At 44.4% G+C, this 15,741-nt stretch carries 16 protein-coding genes; 13 read left to right on the plus strand and 3 right to left on the minus strand.

From position 1 onward, the window contains the following. Window positions 1–9 precede the first annotated feature (9 nt). The gene (locus tag RH46_RS07915) at window positions 10–1,656 is read right to left on the minus strand and encodes an AAA family ATPase (RefSeq protein WP_006878888.1); all 1,647 of its coding nucleotides are present in this window, start codon (window positions 1,654–1,656) and stop codon (window positions 10–12) included. Between the two features lie 171 nt (window positions 1,657–1,827). Between RH46_RS07915 and matP the strand changes: the two genes are divergently transcribed. The 5 genes from matP (at window position 1,828) to RH46_RS07940 (ending at window position 6,115) form a co-directional block, all read left to right on the plus strand. Then, the gene (gene matP, locus RH46_RS07920) at window positions 1,828–2,274 is read left to right on the plus strand and encodes a macrodomain Ter protein MatP (RefSeq protein ID WP_006878889.1); all 447 of its coding nucleotides are present in this window, start codon (window positions 1,828–1,830) and stop codon (window positions 2,272–2,274) included. 13 nt (window positions 2,275–2,287) lie between these two features. Then, entirely contained in the window at window positions 2,288–2,599 is a 312-nt protein-coding gene (locus tag RH46_RS07925; RefSeq protein WP_006878890.1) for a DUF3634 family protein, read from the plus strand. A 208-nt stretch (window positions 2,600–2,807) separates the two neighbouring features. After that, window positions 2,808–4,034 carry an HDOD domain-containing protein gene (locus RH46_RS07930; protein ID WP_006878891.1) on the plus strand — a complete coding sequence of 409 codons (1,227 nt, stop codon included), beginning with the start codon at window positions 2,808–2,810 and terminating at the stop codon, window positions 4,032–4,034. Window positions 4,035–4,227: 193 nt separating this feature from the next. Next, window positions 4,228–5,199: an OmpA family protein gene (locus tag RH46_RS07935; protein ID WP_006878892.1), complete on the plus strand. Its 972-nt coding sequence runs from the start codon at window positions 4,228–4,230 to the stop codon at window positions 5,197–5,199. A 376-nt stretch (window positions 5,200–5,575) separates the two neighbouring features. Beyond that, window positions 5,576–6,115: a hypothetical protein gene (locus tag RH46_RS07940; protein ID WP_006878893.1), complete on the plus strand. Its 540-nt coding sequence runs from the start codon at window positions 5,576–5,578 to the stop codon at window positions 6,113–6,115. Between the two features lie 474 nt (window positions 6,116–6,589). On the opposite strand, the gene RH46_RS22405 is transcribed toward RH46_RS07940, so the two are convergent. After that, complete coding sequence (locus RH46_RS22405; RefSeq protein WP_006878894.1) at window positions 6,590–7,960, minus strand: HD domain-containing phosphohydrolase; 1,371 nt, start codon at window positions 7,958–7,960, stop codon at window positions 6,590–6,592. Window positions 7,961–8,050: 90 nt separating this feature from the next. Next, on the minus strand, window positions 8,051–8,407 hold the full coding sequence (locus tag RH46_RS07950) for a hypothetical protein (RefSeq protein ID WP_006878895.1): 357 nt from the start codon (window positions 8,405–8,407) through the stop codon (window positions 8,051–8,053). Window positions 8,408–8,663: 256 nt separating this feature from the next. Between RH46_RS07950 and ccoN the strand changes: the two genes are divergently transcribed. The 8 genes from ccoN (at window position 8,664) to RH46_RS07990 (ending at window position 15,677) form a co-directional block, all read left to right on the plus strand. Further along, complete coding sequence (gene ccoN / locus RH46_RS07955; RefSeq protein ID WP_006878896.1) at window positions 8,664–10,091, plus strand: cytochrome-c oxidase, cbb3-type subunit I; 1,428 nt, start codon at window positions 8,664–8,666, stop codon at window positions 10,089–10,091. Between the two features lie 13 nt (window positions 10,092–10,104). After that, the gene (gene ccoO, locus RH46_RS07960; RefSeq protein WP_006878897.1) at window positions 10,105–10,725 is read left to right on the plus strand and encodes a cytochrome-c oxidase, cbb3-type subunit II; all 621 of its coding nucleotides are present in this window, start codon (window positions 10,105–10,107) and stop codon (window positions 10,723–10,725) included. A 14-nt stretch (window positions 10,726–10,739) separates the two neighbouring features. Then, a complete protein-coding gene (locus tag RH46_RS07965) occupies window positions 10,740–10,916 on the plus strand; it encodes a CcoQ/FixQ family Cbb3-type cytochrome c oxidase assembly chaperone (protein ID WP_006878898.1) in 177 nt (58 codons plus the stop codon). Then, window positions 10,913–11,893 (plus strand): cytochrome-c oxidase, cbb3-type subunit III, encoded by a 981-nt coding sequence (ccoP, locus tag RH46_RS07970; protein ID WP_006878899.1) that lies wholly within the window; start codon window positions 10,913–10,915, stop codon window positions 11,891–11,893. Before RH46_RS07965 ends, ccoP begins: the two co-directional genes overlap by 4 nt. Window positions 11,894–11,982: 89 nt before the next feature. Next, window positions 11,983–12,462, plus strand: coding sequence for a FixH family protein (locus tag RH46_RS07975; RefSeq protein WP_006878900.1), 480 nt, complete (start codon window positions 11,983–11,985; stop codon window positions 12,460–12,462). Window positions 12,463–12,468: 6 nt separating this feature from the next. After that, window positions 12,469–14,841 carry a heavy metal translocating P-type ATPase gene (locus RH46_RS07980; RefSeq protein ID WP_006878901.1) on the plus strand — a complete coding sequence of 791 codons (2,373 nt, stop codon included), beginning with the start codon at window positions 12,469–12,471 and terminating at the stop codon, window positions 14,839–14,841. Next, on the plus strand, window positions 14,842–15,006 hold the full coding sequence (ccoS, locus tag RH46_RS07985; RefSeq protein ID WP_006878902.1) for a cbb3-type cytochrome oxidase assembly protein CcoS: 165 nt from the start codon (window positions 14,842–14,844) through the stop codon (window positions 15,004–15,006). Then, on the plus strand, window positions 15,003–15,677 hold the full coding sequence (locus RH46_RS07990; protein ID WP_006878903.1) for a sulfite exporter TauE/SafE family protein: 675 nt from the start codon (window positions 15,003–15,005) through the stop codon (window positions 15,675–15,677). The genes ccoS and RH46_RS07990 overlap by 4 nt, the downstream gene beginning before the upstream one ends. Window positions 15,678–15,741: the final 64 nt, after the last annotated feature.

Raw genomic sequence — 15,741 nt, forward strand, 5'->3', positions numbered from 1 at the left:
AAAACTCGGTTAAAACAACCAGTTTTTGATGCGTTCCACAATTCCTTGTGGGTGTTCATGTCTTTCAAAGTTTTCAATACGTTGCGCGATTCTACTGATCACGCTTTCCTCGTCTTCACCACGGAAAGGCTTACCCATGATGATAGGGATAGCTTCATCAACCGTAGAGACAGACCAGATATGGAAATCGTTATTTTTAATACTCTCTACCACATCCTTATTAAGCGATAGATGCTTTAAGTTAGACTTGGGCAGAATCACCCCTTGTTCGCCAGTCAGACCATTGTGCTTACATACGTGGTAGAAGCCTTCAATCTTCTCGTTTAATCCACCTACGGCTTGCACGCGACCAAACTGGTCGACAGCGCCAGTTACCGCGATCTGCTGATTGATTGGGTATTCAGAAAGGGCACTTACAAACGAACACAGCTCGGCTAATGTTGCGCTGTCGCCATCGACTTCACTGTACGACTGTTCAAACACAACCGAAGCAGAATAAGGCAAAGGCTCTTCCAGCTTAAGTGCACTGCTGACAAACGCCTGCATGATCATCATACCTTTGGCGTGAAGGTTGCCACCGAGTTCAGCTTTACGCTCAACATCAGAAATATCGCCGTCACCAAAATGAATAACACATGAGATACGAGCGGGTTCGCCGTAAGACATAGGGTGGCCTGGAACGTCAATCACGGTGAGTCCGTTAACCTGACCAATACATTCACCTTCGGTTTCGATAATAACCTGACCATCGGTGATGTCGGCAAGGGCACGTTCAGGAAGATAAGCTTCACGCTGATACTTGTTATCAATCGCTTGGTCGAGATCTTGCTCAGAAATCACCTTATTGTTCGATGTCAGCAGTGCTTCCTGCAGTAAAGACAAGTACCAAAGCGTTTCAATCGGCATGTAGTGCTGATCTTCGGTGTAGCGGGCTCCTGCAATCATAAGACGGTGAATTGCGCCAAAAGAGAGCGTAGGGAGCTGGTACTGTTCGACCAGCCAAGAGATATAACCTAAATAGGTCTCTATGCTGCTTTTGTTAAGCGGTAACTGTTGCTCAATTTCGGTAAACATCGACAGGCCACAATAGAGCTCAGGCTCGATGTATTCAAAATCTGCGATTTGATGACGGTCACCGACCAGAATGATCTTTACCTGATATGCCTGACTAGGTGCCTGACTGGCAATTTTGCGCGGATCGGCATTCACCGGGCTAATTTCTTCCCCGAGAACTGCCGCTTTGAGCATCTGCCAACTGGCTGGGTTTGCCAACAAGAGACTAACCGGCATGATGAGGTAGCCACCATTGGCCTTATCTAACAGGCCTTCGACTTTAGTGACAATGTCACCTTTATCATTGCAGGTGTATGAACCAGTCAGTGCCGCGAGTTCTAGTGACTCAGTGGTGATGACCGGCTTAGTGCGATCGGTCTTGAGAAGACTTTGTTTGACGATATTGCGATAGAAGGCGTTGTCTACTGTATTAACCACAAGTATGCGATTAAAGCCGTTTAAACTACACAATGTACTTAGTGCTTGTTTTAGGCGAGGCTGGATATCGTAGAAGTCGACTTTTTCCAACTCGTTAAAGCGTTTAATCTGAGCATCGTATTGCGAATATTGTGGAGTTACAGCATGCCAGCTTTCTTGGTTCATCAATTCAATTCATGTACGGAAAATTGAGCGGAATTATATAGAAAAATGCTTCTGGTATATATAGATAATTTTATCTAATGATCTTGATCGCTTTTCGATTACAATAGGGATTGTAACTTAGGAGATATAGGGTTACGCTGTCACCTTAAACGATAACGGAATGGCTTTGCAATGAAATATCAACAGCTTGAAAACCTAGAGTGTGGTTGGAAATGGAATTACTTGATCAATAAATGGAAGGCGGGAGAAGCGATCACTTGCCACATCGATACAAGTGAAGCCGACGCAGCAGTCAACGAATTGCGCCAGTTGGAGCACCAACCTGTTAAGGTAATCGAGTGGATTGAAACTCACATGGCTCCTGAGCTTGATAACAAACTCAAGCAGGCGATTCGTGCCAAACGTAAACGTCATTTCAACGCAGAGCAGATACATACCAAAAAGAAATCTATCGATCTCGACTACCGTGTCTGGGAGAAACTGTCGCACCGAGCCAATGAACTTGGCTGTACGTTATCTGATGCGATTGAATACTTGCTTTCTGAAGCCTCACGAAGCGAAAAGGCGAGCAAAGCCGTAACCAGCCTCAAAGAGGATCTAAGTAAGCTGCTCGACTAATAAGGAGAGACTCATGCTATACGTTATTCTGATCGCGACTGTCATCATCTTCTGGTTGGTGGCGGTTGATAGGCCTGTGCTAAGAGTGACATTTTCTGACGGTAAAATAACCAAAGAAAAAGGGCACTTTCCACCGAGCTTTAAGCACAACGTATTGGAGATTGCCGAGCGCACTCCATTCAGCGGTGAACTTAAAGTTTATCAACAACGAACTGGGACTAAGCTTGTTATGTCCAAGCAAGTTCCAAAGAAAGTCCAACAGCGCATTCGCAATGTCTTTCCATTTCAGGGCTTTAGTAGCAAAGGCAAAAAACGCAGCGGATAAGTTCGCTTCGCGTTGTCGTTAATCTTCCTCCCAATCTAGGTACATTTCTCATTCTCTTGCTATAGTTGAAAAGGCTACAGCAAGAGATGTACATCTCACATCTTGTGCAAGTTATTGGCTAAAGTCTCATACTTCGATATCGCCATATAAGGTATACTATTCCTTATTTCAGCCTATTGTTTCATTAAGCCAAATCAAAACAGAGAACATGTCAAACCAGTTAATTACCAATAAAGTATACAACAGCGAAGCAAACGATTTAGCGCACAAGATAGCTTTGCAGACCAGAGCTCGACACGCTAAGTGGTTGGTGAGCCTGAAATATATCCTTGACCAGTCAGATGTCGATAATGCACTCAGTCGCCAAAGTGAGTTTTGTGACAGTGTCATTCTTAAAGAAGAAGAGCGTATAACCGAGAACCAGCGCCTGCTACTAGAGTGTGAAAGTTCAAAAGTAGAAGAGCGCCGTAAAGCGGTTGAAGAAAGACAAAAGGTTTTTGGCCAGGTGGTAGCGGATATTGCCAGTCACGCTGAGAAAAGCATGATAGAAAAACTCTCTCAGATGACACCGATGCAACTGTTCGGAAAATTCCCAGACTTCTCTTACTTCCTTAGTACCGCTTACTCACCGTCACTCACTTTTCCAAAACTCTCAGTTCTCACTACCAATGACAACGCACTTAAATCAAACGTCATAGCGTTGGTTAACAATCCAAAATTCTGCGGAAGATTAGGCAAGTCAGTAAGAAGCCTGCAAGATCCGCTGGCTGCGATTGGCACTCTTGGCATCGATAACTCAGTACTGTTATTTCCCATCCTGATGGCCAAGCCACTGTTACGCTGGCACGATCCAGTAACCAAAAGCATCGCGCCTAAGTTATGGCAGCATATGATCTTGACGGCAAATGTCACCAGACTTCGACTTGAACAGTCAAACTACAAGAACCCGCAGCAGGGTATCTTAATTGGTGTGTTACGAACAATTAGCCACTTTGCGATCGTTAACCACTTCAGCCAACTATTCGAAGATGCTCAAATCGAAAGGATGCAGTATTTCCGAGAGCAGAACATGCGCGAAGAGTACTATGCATGTGGCGAGATAAAACCAGACTTAAGTATCTTACCTAATGTCATTAGTAGCTTAGAGCAAAAGCTGACGCAGAAGGTGATTGATGCCATTGAGTGGACACCATTTACCTTCCCACTTAAGAACGCACTTCAAGAAGACTTAGATAACATTGCAGTTCTTGAACGAGGTGAAGCGGGGGTCGCTTTGGCACAGGCTCAAGCTTATGCCATGTTTGATACACTCGATCGCAGCGGTGTGTTTGTCGAAAAACATAAACCATTCTGGTTTGCTCACGTGCAAATGCCGCCGGAGGCACTGAATGCGATCAGGGATAAGCATCCTGGTAAGATAGAACTTGCGAAGTAACCTACCTTTTACGCACTATAACTAAACAACCTTGCCTTAATTGATGAATCTTACTGGGTTTGAGCTTCTAATTGTGTTAAATGACGACATGTGACAAGGTCACTAACTAGGTGGGTAGTGATACGCTTCTGAAACACGCTGTTGCCGGGAAATCATTAACCTTTGCTAAATCTAATTTAGCAATGAAGTTATTATGTTCAATATACGTTGTGGTCTGTTTGGGTTCGTATTACTAGTAATGGCAACTGGATCTCAAGCCGACGAAAAAGACTACAAATTATCGCCATTTCTCGGTCATAAAGAGGGTTATCAACTACCCACCAACGAGCCCAAAAACAGTGCACCTAAAGGCAGTATGCTAGGTGTGTTTGCAGGACTAGAGTTAAGCCGCTCTTACAGTTGGGACATTGGCTTTCAACAGCGCAATGACTTGCAAACCATTAACGACGCACGTACGTCTGTGTTCGAAAGTGCAGTTAAGTATGACTACATACTACAAAACAACTACAGTATTTACGGCCGTTTAGGTGCGGCCTACTGGGATATGGATGTAACCAACTCGCATTTGAAGGGTGTTTCTCCAATGGCTGAGCTTGGTGTGAGTTATTGGTTTCCGAAGAACTTCAGGATTTCGGGTGGTTATCAATACATTGATAACATCGCAAACTATAACAGCCACATGTTGCTTGTGAGTGCTGCGTTTACGTTTGGTGCTGTAAATCGACCAATCCCAGGTGCAGATGAAGTGATCAATCAATATGAACTTGAGCCAGTGGTTGCCAAAACATCCACCGTTCTACAAAAACCAACAAACGCGATATATTTTGATACCGACAGCTACGCGATTGACGGCGAATGGGTAGTAGAGAAAAAAGCGCAGCGAATTATTTGTTTATTGCGTAAATATCCAGAGTCAAAAGTTGACCTGATCGGCCATACAGATGCGGAAGGCACTGCCGATTACAACCAAAATCTGTCTGAGCATAGAGCTCAAGCGGTGGCAAATTGGTTAATGACTAAAGATATTGCTCAAGAGCAAATTAGTTTGCAAGGAGTCGGCGACACTCAGCCTGCTTCATCGAACCTTACTCCGGAAAGTCGCGCTCTTAACCGACGTGTTGAGATGGAATTGAAGGGCATCAATGACAATGAAATGTGCGAATAACCAAGAGCCAGGCATCACGTTTAGAAAACCACTGACGGGTTCTACAAACGAAAAGAATGGTCACGCTGAGACGAATTATTTACTCCATTCAGAAAATAATCGGCTGCATTTAGATCGTTCAATTGCTCAGTATCGGGAATATTCAATGCTCATCGAGCACAACTTAGAGTAGGAGAGAGTACAGCTTTCTCCCTTTAAATGGCATTTAATAGCTTAATTATTTTACATTAGCATGGCTCTGATTTAACTCCATTTATTCCTGTTAGCCCAATTAATTACTCTTATTTATCATATAGAACTCTGTAAAACGGCTAAAAGTCACTCTTAAATTACTCATAGCTTTCGACTACCCACAACAACAAAGGTACGAATAACGATGAGTATCCAATCTCCGTCTCAACGGCAACTAGAGCGTCAGACCATCGGCGTCCAATTTCTTCAAGAGCTGTTTGAACAGGCTCGGCTAGCAGTGAAAGTTTCACCGTTAGATGAAAAGGCTTACCAATCTCTGATGTATGACGAAAGTCAGGTCCTAAACTGGCTCAATCATTACCCCTTATATTGTTTTAAAGAGCGAGCATTCCACTTGGGGATTCAGCGCGTCAAGTCAGATGCAGGCGAAGAAGTGATGATAGGGATCTACGATAGTCGAATCGGGAAGCTACATATTTTATTGCTTGAACCCTTGAGTGAGCCGGCTGGGAGCGAATTGCCAGAGCGATTGATGGCGATTGTAACTTACGTGGCGATTTATTTTCCTGACAGTATCGGAGTCTACCTGATTGACCCGCCCAAACCTTTTTTGTCCAATTATGGTGTCTACGGTTACAAGATATTAAGCAGCGAAAGTGAAGTGCCCGTGATGTTCGCCAATTTTGAAGCTTTGTTTGAACGTCATTTTCGGCCATCGGGATAATCGCAGAAAACACTTAACACAGCGTGAGACTGTGTAAGGTTGAACGTGAAATTACGCCGCAGCTTCATTCGGGTTTATAAACGGAGCGTACAGTCATGATGGTGTGAAGATAAAACGCAAAGCTTTGTTTAAATACGATTAAGTGAAAACCAGAGAATCAGGATTTACTAATCTTATAAATTAAAGATTAACTGGAAGCAAAACATCAGGTTAGCGTGTTCAAAAGACACAGATTTCACACAGAGCGTGATGGCCGTTGTCTCACTCAAAATCATTATACCTTAGTGCGCATTATGTATATTATGTTAAATACGATATCTAATTAACCAAGTTTGTGCGCCCTTTGCTGTACTTCTCCTGTTTCTTAGGCTATTTGCATTCAACATAATTGATTTACCATAAAATACCTAATAATCAGTAAGATAATCAAAGATTCACTGACTGATTATTAGGACGTTTAATTTAAGATCTTCACTAATGACCAAATTCTAGTTGGTTGTTTTTAACCAGCTTCATGCATGTGTCAACGACTGTTGCATCAAATGCGGTTCCTCGTCCTTCAAGTAACACCTCAGTTGCTTTGTCTATTCCAAGTGCTGGACGATATGGTCTGTGTGATGTAATTGCCTCTAGCACGTCGGCTACTGCGATTATTCTCGCCTCGAGAATGATTTCATCACCTGATAAGCCGTTTGGATAACCTGTTCCGTCCAATCTTTCGTGGTGCTGCAGAATCATCTCGCCAATTGGCCAGATGAACTCTACTTTCTCGACGATATCAAAGCCGACATTTGGATGAGTTTTAATGATTTCAAACTCTGGCTTAGTTAATCGCCCTGGTCGGTTTAATATCTCCATCGGTACCATAACTTTGCCTATGTCGTGCAACAACGCGCCCAGTTTAATCCCTTCAATGGTTTTCTCGTCTAAACCCAACTCTTCGCTGATCCTTACCGCGATTTGTGAGACTCGTTTTTGGTGTCCTGCAGTATATGGGTCGCGAAATGCCAGTGTTGCTGCGACAGCATCGATGGTTTCAATAAGAGATGTATAACGGGTTTTCTCTTGAGCGATTTTCTCAAGTTCTGCTTTTCTTGAGTGTGTAATATCCTGAACCGCGCCTAAGGCGCGAATTGGCTTGCCTTCTGAGTCGCAGATGAACTCACAGAACTCGCGCACGATGTAAGTTTTGTTATCTGTTTTGCGTACAACGCGATGTTCAACTTCATAGTTAGACGCATGCTCAAGTGCATTATTGAATCGTTCGTTAACCAGAATCTTGTCGTCGGATGGAATGCAGTCAAGAAAGGCTTCATATGAAGCGCCAAATGCAGTCTTTTCGATGCCAAACATAGTGTATATTTCGTCAGACCAGAGAAGCTCACCGGTTACCAGATCTAGGTTCCAATGACCAAATTGCGCTAATCGCGTAGCAACACTTAGCATTTGCTGGTTGGTGCTAAGATCTTCTTCTTTTATATGTTCTTCAGTCGTATCAATCGCAAACCCGTGAATACCTAAGTACTTTCCTGACGCGTCTTTTAGCACTATCTCACTGATTAATAGCTGTTTTGTTGCGCCGCTACGGCCTTTTACTACGACTTCAAATGAAGGGTGATCTTTTTTATCTGCCAACTGCTCTCTTTTGTGATTAATAGCAGTCAGAACGCTGTAGAGGTAGCTGTCTTTATCAGGACTGCGAGACTGATGATAGATTTCTTCGGGATAACACCCCAGAACACTAAGCACTGAATCACTGATGTATGTGATCTGATCATGCTCATTACTCGCATAAAAGAAGAAGTCCGATTGCCCTCTGGACAACATCCGTTTGGTATTGAACATTTATTGCTTTCCATTCAACTATTTACTGAGAGTATAGTTAAACTTCTGTATTAATCGAGCAAAATGGTGCTCGGTAAGAGACTCTTCTCGCTAGAATTTGACCTTAGCTAAGGTTTGTTGAGATTCATCGATAATAGTTACTTCAAAACTGCCTGATTCCGGTGTTTTGACTACCCACATTTTTGCATTTTCAGTCACTTTTGCCGCGCCCTCTTCTACCGTAATTTCCCACTCCGTTGCTGGTTTGTTAATCGTTAGTCCATCTTTTGTACGATTGGCCGTCAACTCGATATCTTTAACAGTAAAAGTACAGTTTGTTTGCAAACTACAATCAATCTTATTCTCTTCGCTGAATGTGATCGTACGCCAAATAAACGCCGTAATTAGTAGGGTTAACATGATGATTATTTGAACAAAACGTCCACGCGTGAGTTTTTCAGCTGCCATTTAAGGGGTTCTCCGTGTAACAAACTTCAAAGTTTTAAAATAAAAGGCCAAAACCTGACCGACTGTAAGGTTACTACTCTGTCATTGAATTGTTAAATGCAGTATAGTTGGCGCCTGAAAATGCCACTTTTTTTAAAAATCGGCAAGAATAATTAACCGACTGAATCGGTTCTGTTTTCTGAATGATTTGGGTGGCATTACGACATGTGTCGTGTTGGAAGTAAAGTGTAGTTAATTAGAAATTGGAAGCATGCAAATGAGCCAAGAAAAGCAGCTTGAACAAAACTACAACTATACAGTCGTTCGTCAGTTTACCTTAGTGACTATTCTCTGGGGTATTGTTGGCATGGCTGTTGGTGTTTTGATTGCCGCTCAATTAGTTTGGCCACAGCTAAACTTTGATACGCCGTGGTTGACGTATAGTCGCTTACGTCCTCTGCATACTAATGCGGTTATTTTCGCGTTTGGTACAAGTGCCCTATTCGCAACGTCTTATTACGTTGTTCAGCGTACCTGTCAAACTCGTCTATTTGGTGGCCCTCTTGTCGCCTTCACCTTCTGGGGTTGGCAAGCCATTATTTTAGCAGCAGCAATTACTCTGCCATTGGGTTTTACCTCTGGTAAAGAATACGCTGAGCTAGAATGGCCAATCGATATTGCCATCGCAGTTGTCTGGGTATCTTACGCGATCGTGTTCTTCGGAACATTGATTACCCGTAAAACCTCTCACATCTACGTAGCAAACTGGTTCTTCGGTGCCTTTATTATCACTGTTGCGGTTCTTCATATCGTAAACAGCATGGCTATCCCTGTTTCTATGGGTAAATCGTACTCGATTTATTCTGGTGCAGTGGATGCGATGGTTCAGTGGTGGTACGGTCACAACGCGGTAGGTTTCCTACTGACGGCTGGTTTCCTAGGTATGATGTACTACTTCGTACCTAAGCAAGCTGAACGTCCTGTTTATTCATACCGTCTGTCAATCGTTCACTTCTGGGCACTAGTGTCACTATACATTTGGGCAGGTCCTCACCACCTACATTACACTGCGCTACCAGATTGGACGCAGTCGCTAGGTATGGTGATGTCACTTGTTCTATTCGCTCCTTCTTGGGGTGGTATGATCAACGGTATCATGACGCTGTCTGGTGCATGGCACAAGCTACGTTATGACCCGATCCTACGTTTCCTAATCGTATCTCTATCGTTCTACGGTATGTCTACGTTCGAAGGTCCAATGATGTCTATTAAGACAGTTAACGCACTGTCTCACTACACAGACTGGACTATCGGTCACGTACACTCTGGTGCATTAGGCTGGGTTGCTATGGTATCTATCGGTTCGGTATACCACCTGGTACCTCGTCTGTTCGGTCAGGAGCGTATGTACTCTGTTAGCCTAATCAACACGCACTTCTGGCTAGCAACTATCGGTACGGTTCTATACATCGTTGCAATGTGGATCTCAGGTGTAATGCAAGGCCTAATGTGGCGTGCAGTTAACTCTGACGGTACTTTGACTTACAGCTTCGTTGAGTCTGTACAAGCGTCTTACCCGTTCTACTTCGTACGTTTCCTAGGTGGTTTCATCTTCCTAGCAGGTATGTTCTTAATGGCATACAACACGTATAAGACGGTAACAGCGCCAAAAGATAGCCTAAAAGCTATCCCACAGCCGGCATAAGGAGATTTAAAGAATGAGTTCTAATTCTAACAATCGCCACGAAATTGTTGAACGCAATGTCGGTCTACTAGCGATTCTTATCGTTTTTGCAATTAGTTTGGGTGCGCTTGTAGAAATCACACCACTAATTTTCCAAAAGCAAACTACTGAGCCTGTTGAGAACCTACGTCCTTATACAGCGCTTGAAATGGAAGGTCGTGACGTTTACATCCGTGAAGGTTGTAACGTTTGTCACAGCCAGATGATTCGTCCATTCCGTTCTGAAACAGAGCGTTACGGTCACTACTCTGTTGCTGGTGAAAGTGTGTATGAACACCCATTCCTATGGGGTTCTAAGCGTACAGGTCCTGACCTGGCACGCGTGGGCGGCCGTTACTCTGACGAGTGGCACCGTGTACACCTAATTGATCCTCGTGAGTTGGTTCCTGAGTCAAACATGCCTGGTTTCCCATGGCTTGAAGAGAACGTTCTTGATGGTAAGGACACTCAGAAGAAACTGACTATTTTCCGTGATCAATTTGGTGTTCCATACACTGACGAGCAGATCGCAAATGCGTCTAAAGATGTAGAAGGTAAAACTGAGATGGATGCCATCATCGCTTACCTTCAGTCTCTTGGTCACGCAATGAAGTAATTAAGGTGGTAAATATGGACATTGGTACTATTCACAGTATTTGGACCATAGTGCTTTTCGTGAGCTTCCTTGGTGTGGTTTGGTGGGCTTACGGTAAAAGCCGCAAGTCTCGTTTCGACGAAGCCGCTAACCTTGTATTCGCTGATGAAGAGCAAGCACCTTCAAAAGAACAAGGAGTGACTAAGCAATGACTACATTTTGGAGTCTTTGGATAATCATCATTACAGTCGGTACACTGCTCGGCTGTGCTGCAGTCCTTTATTGGTGCCTTAAAGATAAAATGGGCGTTGAAGAAGGTGCAGATATGGGTCACGAATACGATGGTATTCGTGAGTTGAACAACCCACTACCTAAGTGGTGGACCTATCTATTTGTTGGTACGTTTGTATTTGCAGCGATTTACCTGACTCTTTACCCGGGTCTGGGTAACTTCAAGGGCGTTCTAGGTTGGCAGAGTTCTGACCAGACTGTTCGCTCTATCGAAGAGTCAAAAGCGTCTATCGCCGCTTCTCAACAGAACAAACATCTAGTTCAGTACGCTAAAGAGCTGGACGATGCAGAAGCCTACTTTGGCGAAGCATTCAAAAAGCTTGCGTACGTAGATGGTTCATCTGAACTGCGCTCTATCCCAGAAATTGCTGCGGATAACGAAGCAGTTAAAGTTGGTCAACGTCTGTTCCTGCAAAACTGTTCACAGTGTCACGGCTCTGATGCACGTGGTCAGAAAGGTTTCCCTAACCTGACTGATGATGCATGGCTATACGGTGGTGAGCCGCAAGCTATCGTGACGACAGTAATGCAAGGTCGCATCGGTCAAATGCCATCATGGAAAGACGCTCTGGGTGAGCAAGGTGTACAAGAAGTTGTTAGCTACACTCTTAGCCTATCTGGTCGTTCTGTGAATGCGCGTGAAGCTGAAGCTGGTAAAGCACGCTTTGTAGTGTGTGCAGCTTGTCACGGCACTGACGGTAAAGGTAACCCTGCTGTAGGTGCACCTGACCTAACAGACCAAAACTGGTTATTCGGTGGTTCTCGCGCTGATGTAACTGAAACAGTAATGAACGGTCGTTCTGGCGTAATGCCGGCTTGGAAAGACATTCTAGGCGAAGACAAAGTTCAGTTAGTTTCAGCTTACGTTTGGAGCTTGAGCAACACAGATAATAAGTAACATTTCAATAACAGCCCCTTTTTAAGGGGCTGTCTTTCCTTTACAGTTAAAGCCCTAATTTCTTTCATTTTTTCATTGAGAACTTTTTTATGGTAAAGCCTTGGTATAAGCAGTTCTGGCCGTGGTTCCTAATCATTCTGCCGCTCACCGTTGTTGTATGGACAATTATCACAGTCATCGTCTTTTCGCAGAACTCTGTTTCGCTTGTGACTGAGGATTACTATAAAAAAGGTAAAGGGATTAATATCGACATTTCTAAGCAAAACGTAGCTAAAGATCTTGGTCTGAGCGCTGCAGCCTTCTCAGAAGGTAATGATGTCGTTATTCAATTTAATAAAGGTCAACTAGAGCACTATCCTGCAATCACTGTGATGTTTGCTCACCGTACTCTGCCTGACCGTGACTTCTCTAAACTGCTGACATCTGATGCCAGTGGCCAGTACCGTCTGAAATTGGACGATGAGCTACAAGGCCCTTGGTTTATCGAACTTACGCCACATGATAGCCAGTGGTTGCTTCAAGGTCGTGTTACCTTCCCTTCTTCTGCCCCTGTACAACTAGCGAATTAGTAGCTTATGTGTAAATCGTGTTATCACTGTGGTGAAGATGTACCAGCCAACACGGATTTTAAAGTAGAGATTCTCGGCGACATCAGGGAGATGTGTTGCCCGGGCTGTGAAACGGTCGCTCAGACAATCGTTGATAGCGGTCTGGTCTCTTACTACCAGTACAGAACTGCGCCTGCCGAAAAGGCGGATTTAGTTCCAGAACAACTTCAGGCATTGATTCATTATGATAATGATGATGTCCAATCGGAGTTTGTTCGTAATAGTGAACAATGCTCCGAAGTTACCTTGTCACTTGAAGGTGTCTCTTGTGCAGCGTGTGCCTGGCTGATCGAGAAACAAGTTTCTAATAAGTCAGGTGTTGTTTCGATTCGGGTCAACACCACTACCAACCGCGCCCTATTAGCGTGGGACAAGACTCAAGTTCGCCTCAGTGAATTGCTTTCGTTGATTCATCAACTTGGATATAAAGCAGCGCCATTTGAAGCCGATAAGCAAGAAGCCGCTTATCACCAGCAAATGAAGCAGTATCTATATCGTTTGGGTATCGCAGGCCTGGCAACTATGCAGGTGATGATGCTGGCAGTGGCACTCTATTTGGAAGTGTTTGGTGATTTAGAGCCTGAGTTTAAAAACTACTTCCGCTGGGTGAGCCTGATCTTTGCCACTCCAGTAATGCTCTACTCTGCTCTGCCTTTCTATATCAATGCCTGGCGCAGTATTCGCAGCCGTACTTTAGGTATGGATGTTCCGGTCTCCATCGCAATGATCTTTGCTTACTGTGCAAGTTTAGTGGCTACCGTTACTGAACAGGGAGAAGTGTTCTTCGAGTCTATCTCGATGTTTGCTTTCTTCTTACTTGTGGGACGCTTCTTAGAGATGCGTGCGCGCCGCAAAGCAGCCGCCGCCAGTGGTAACCTGTTAAAGCTTATCCCTGCGATTGCCAATAAGTTAGATGGAGATCAGGTTCCGGTTAAAACTCTAAAGGTTGGCGATCAGATCCGTGTCCTTCCTGGTGAACATATTCCAGCTGATGGCAAGATTATCTCCGGGCGCGTGCACATTGATGAATCTATGTTAACTGGTGAGTCTCTTCCTGTTGTTAAACAGATCGACGATCATGTCTATGCCGGCACGCTTAATGGTGAAGAGTCATTTGAGCTTGAAGTGACTTCATCTAAAGCGGATTCGATGATTTCCAATATCGTCCGTCTGCAGGATGAAGCGCAGCTGTCTAAACCAAAGATTGCTGAAATTGCCGATATTGTGGCGCGCTACTTTGTCGCAGTGATTCTTATTGTCGCAGCGGGTACTTGGTTCTTCTGGCACTCCAGCCGACCAGGTGATGCGTTCTGGATCATGCTGTCGGTACTTGTAGCGACCTGTCCATGTGCTTTGTCTCTGGCCACACCGACTGCACTAACTTGTGCGACGTCGAGAATGGGTAATCTCGGTATCTTGCTGCGTAAGAGTCATGTATTTGAGACCTTGTGTAAGGTCAATCATCTGATTGTCGATAAGACTGGCACCTTAACTCACGGTGATATTGAGATTAACGATGTTGAGCTGTTTGGTGAATGGGATAAACAACAGGCGCTCGCGATTGCTGCGTCGCTAGAATCCCATGCCAATCACCCTATCGCTCGTGCATTCAAACTTTATTCAGATGTAAATGTTAGCGTCGAAGACGTAGAAAACGTCATTGGCTCGGGTATTAAAGGTCGTTATAACGGCGCTGAAGTTAAGATTGGTAGTGCCCAGTTTGTACTTGGTGAACACCAAACAGCGCAAGCTAACTCAGTGTATCTCTCGATTGATGCCGTTCATGTTGCAACCTTTAGCTACCGTGATCCGATTCGAGCGGAAGCGAAAGAGTTTGTTGAGAAGTTCCAGCGCTCTGGGGTGAAGATTACTTTGCTTACGGGTGATACTAAGGAAAACGCTCAACTTGTCGCTGATAAAATCGGTATTGATAACGTGATTGCCGGTGCCAAGCCGCAAGATAAACTTGAGTATCTGAATAATGTCGACTCTCAAGATATCACTATGATGATCGGTGACGGCATTAACGATGCTCCGACACTGGCAGGGGCTCACCTGTCTGTCGCTATGGGCGGTGGCGCCGACGTTGCCAAAGCATCTGCAGATATGGTTCTGCTCGGTGATCGCTTAGACCGTATCTTAGAAGCAAGAGAACTCGCGCTACAGACGCGCAAGATTATTCGAGAGAACCTTGCCTGGTCTCTGGGTTATAACCTTCTTATTCTGCCGTTAGCCGTTGCTGGGTTTGTTGCTCCATATTTTGCAGTCGTAGGTATGTCTGCGAGCTCAATTATTGTAGTATCTAACTCACTACGTTTGCTCAAAGAGAAAGGTAAATAGATGGAAAGCCTTTATATCCTCATCCCTATCGCTATCGTGCTGGTCTGTGTCGCAGTTGCGGTATTCCTATGGGCGGTAAGAAGTGAGCAGTTTGAAGATCTTGAACGCCAGGGTCACAACATTTTATTTGATGAAGATGAGCGTAAAGAGAACCGACCAAAGTGAGTATTGATTGGTTAGGGGCCTTTTTTATTGGGCTTGTCGGTGCTGGTCACTGCATGGGTATGTGTGGTGGCATTGCATCAATGCTGACCATGGGACAGCAACAGCCATCGAAATGGGTTCCCCTTTTCTACAATAGCGGCCGACTGATGAGCTATGCCGTTATCGGCGCGATAGTTGGCGGTACTTTCTCGACTATTTCTGAAGTAAGTCAGTTAAATAATGCCTTAGTCTGGTTGAGATTAGCTGCCGCGCTATTCATGATCTTACTCGCCTGTTATATCGGTCGTTGGTGGCAAGGTCTGCTTCATATCGAAAAACTTGGTCAGTTTGTCTGGCGTCATATTGCGCCTGCTGGTAAATCCCTTCTTCCGCTTAAATCACCGATACATGCACTGCCATTCGGTTTTGTCTGGGGTTGGTTACCATGTGGACTGGTCTACTCTACGCTGACCTGGTCTGCCGTCTCTGGCAGCACTTTAAATGGCGCTTTGGTCATGCTTGCATTTGGTGCTGGTACCCTGCCTGCAATGTTACTTGTTGGCCATGCAGCAACTAGCCTCCATAAACTGCAAAACTCTGATATATTTCGTCACATTGTCGCATTTACGATCTTAATGTATGGCCTATACACAGGCTATGGTGCAGTTAGTTTATTGAGTCGTAGTTTTTAGTCGGCTGTTTTTATGCGCTTTTTTCCACTATCCTTTAGTCGTAATGGGTGCTAAAATATTGATG

This window comes from Vibrio brasiliensis LMG 20546 (assembly GCF_000189255.1).
GTDB lineage: Bacteria > Pseudomonadota > Gammaproteobacteria > Enterobacterales > Vibrionaceae > Vibrio > Vibrio brasiliensis.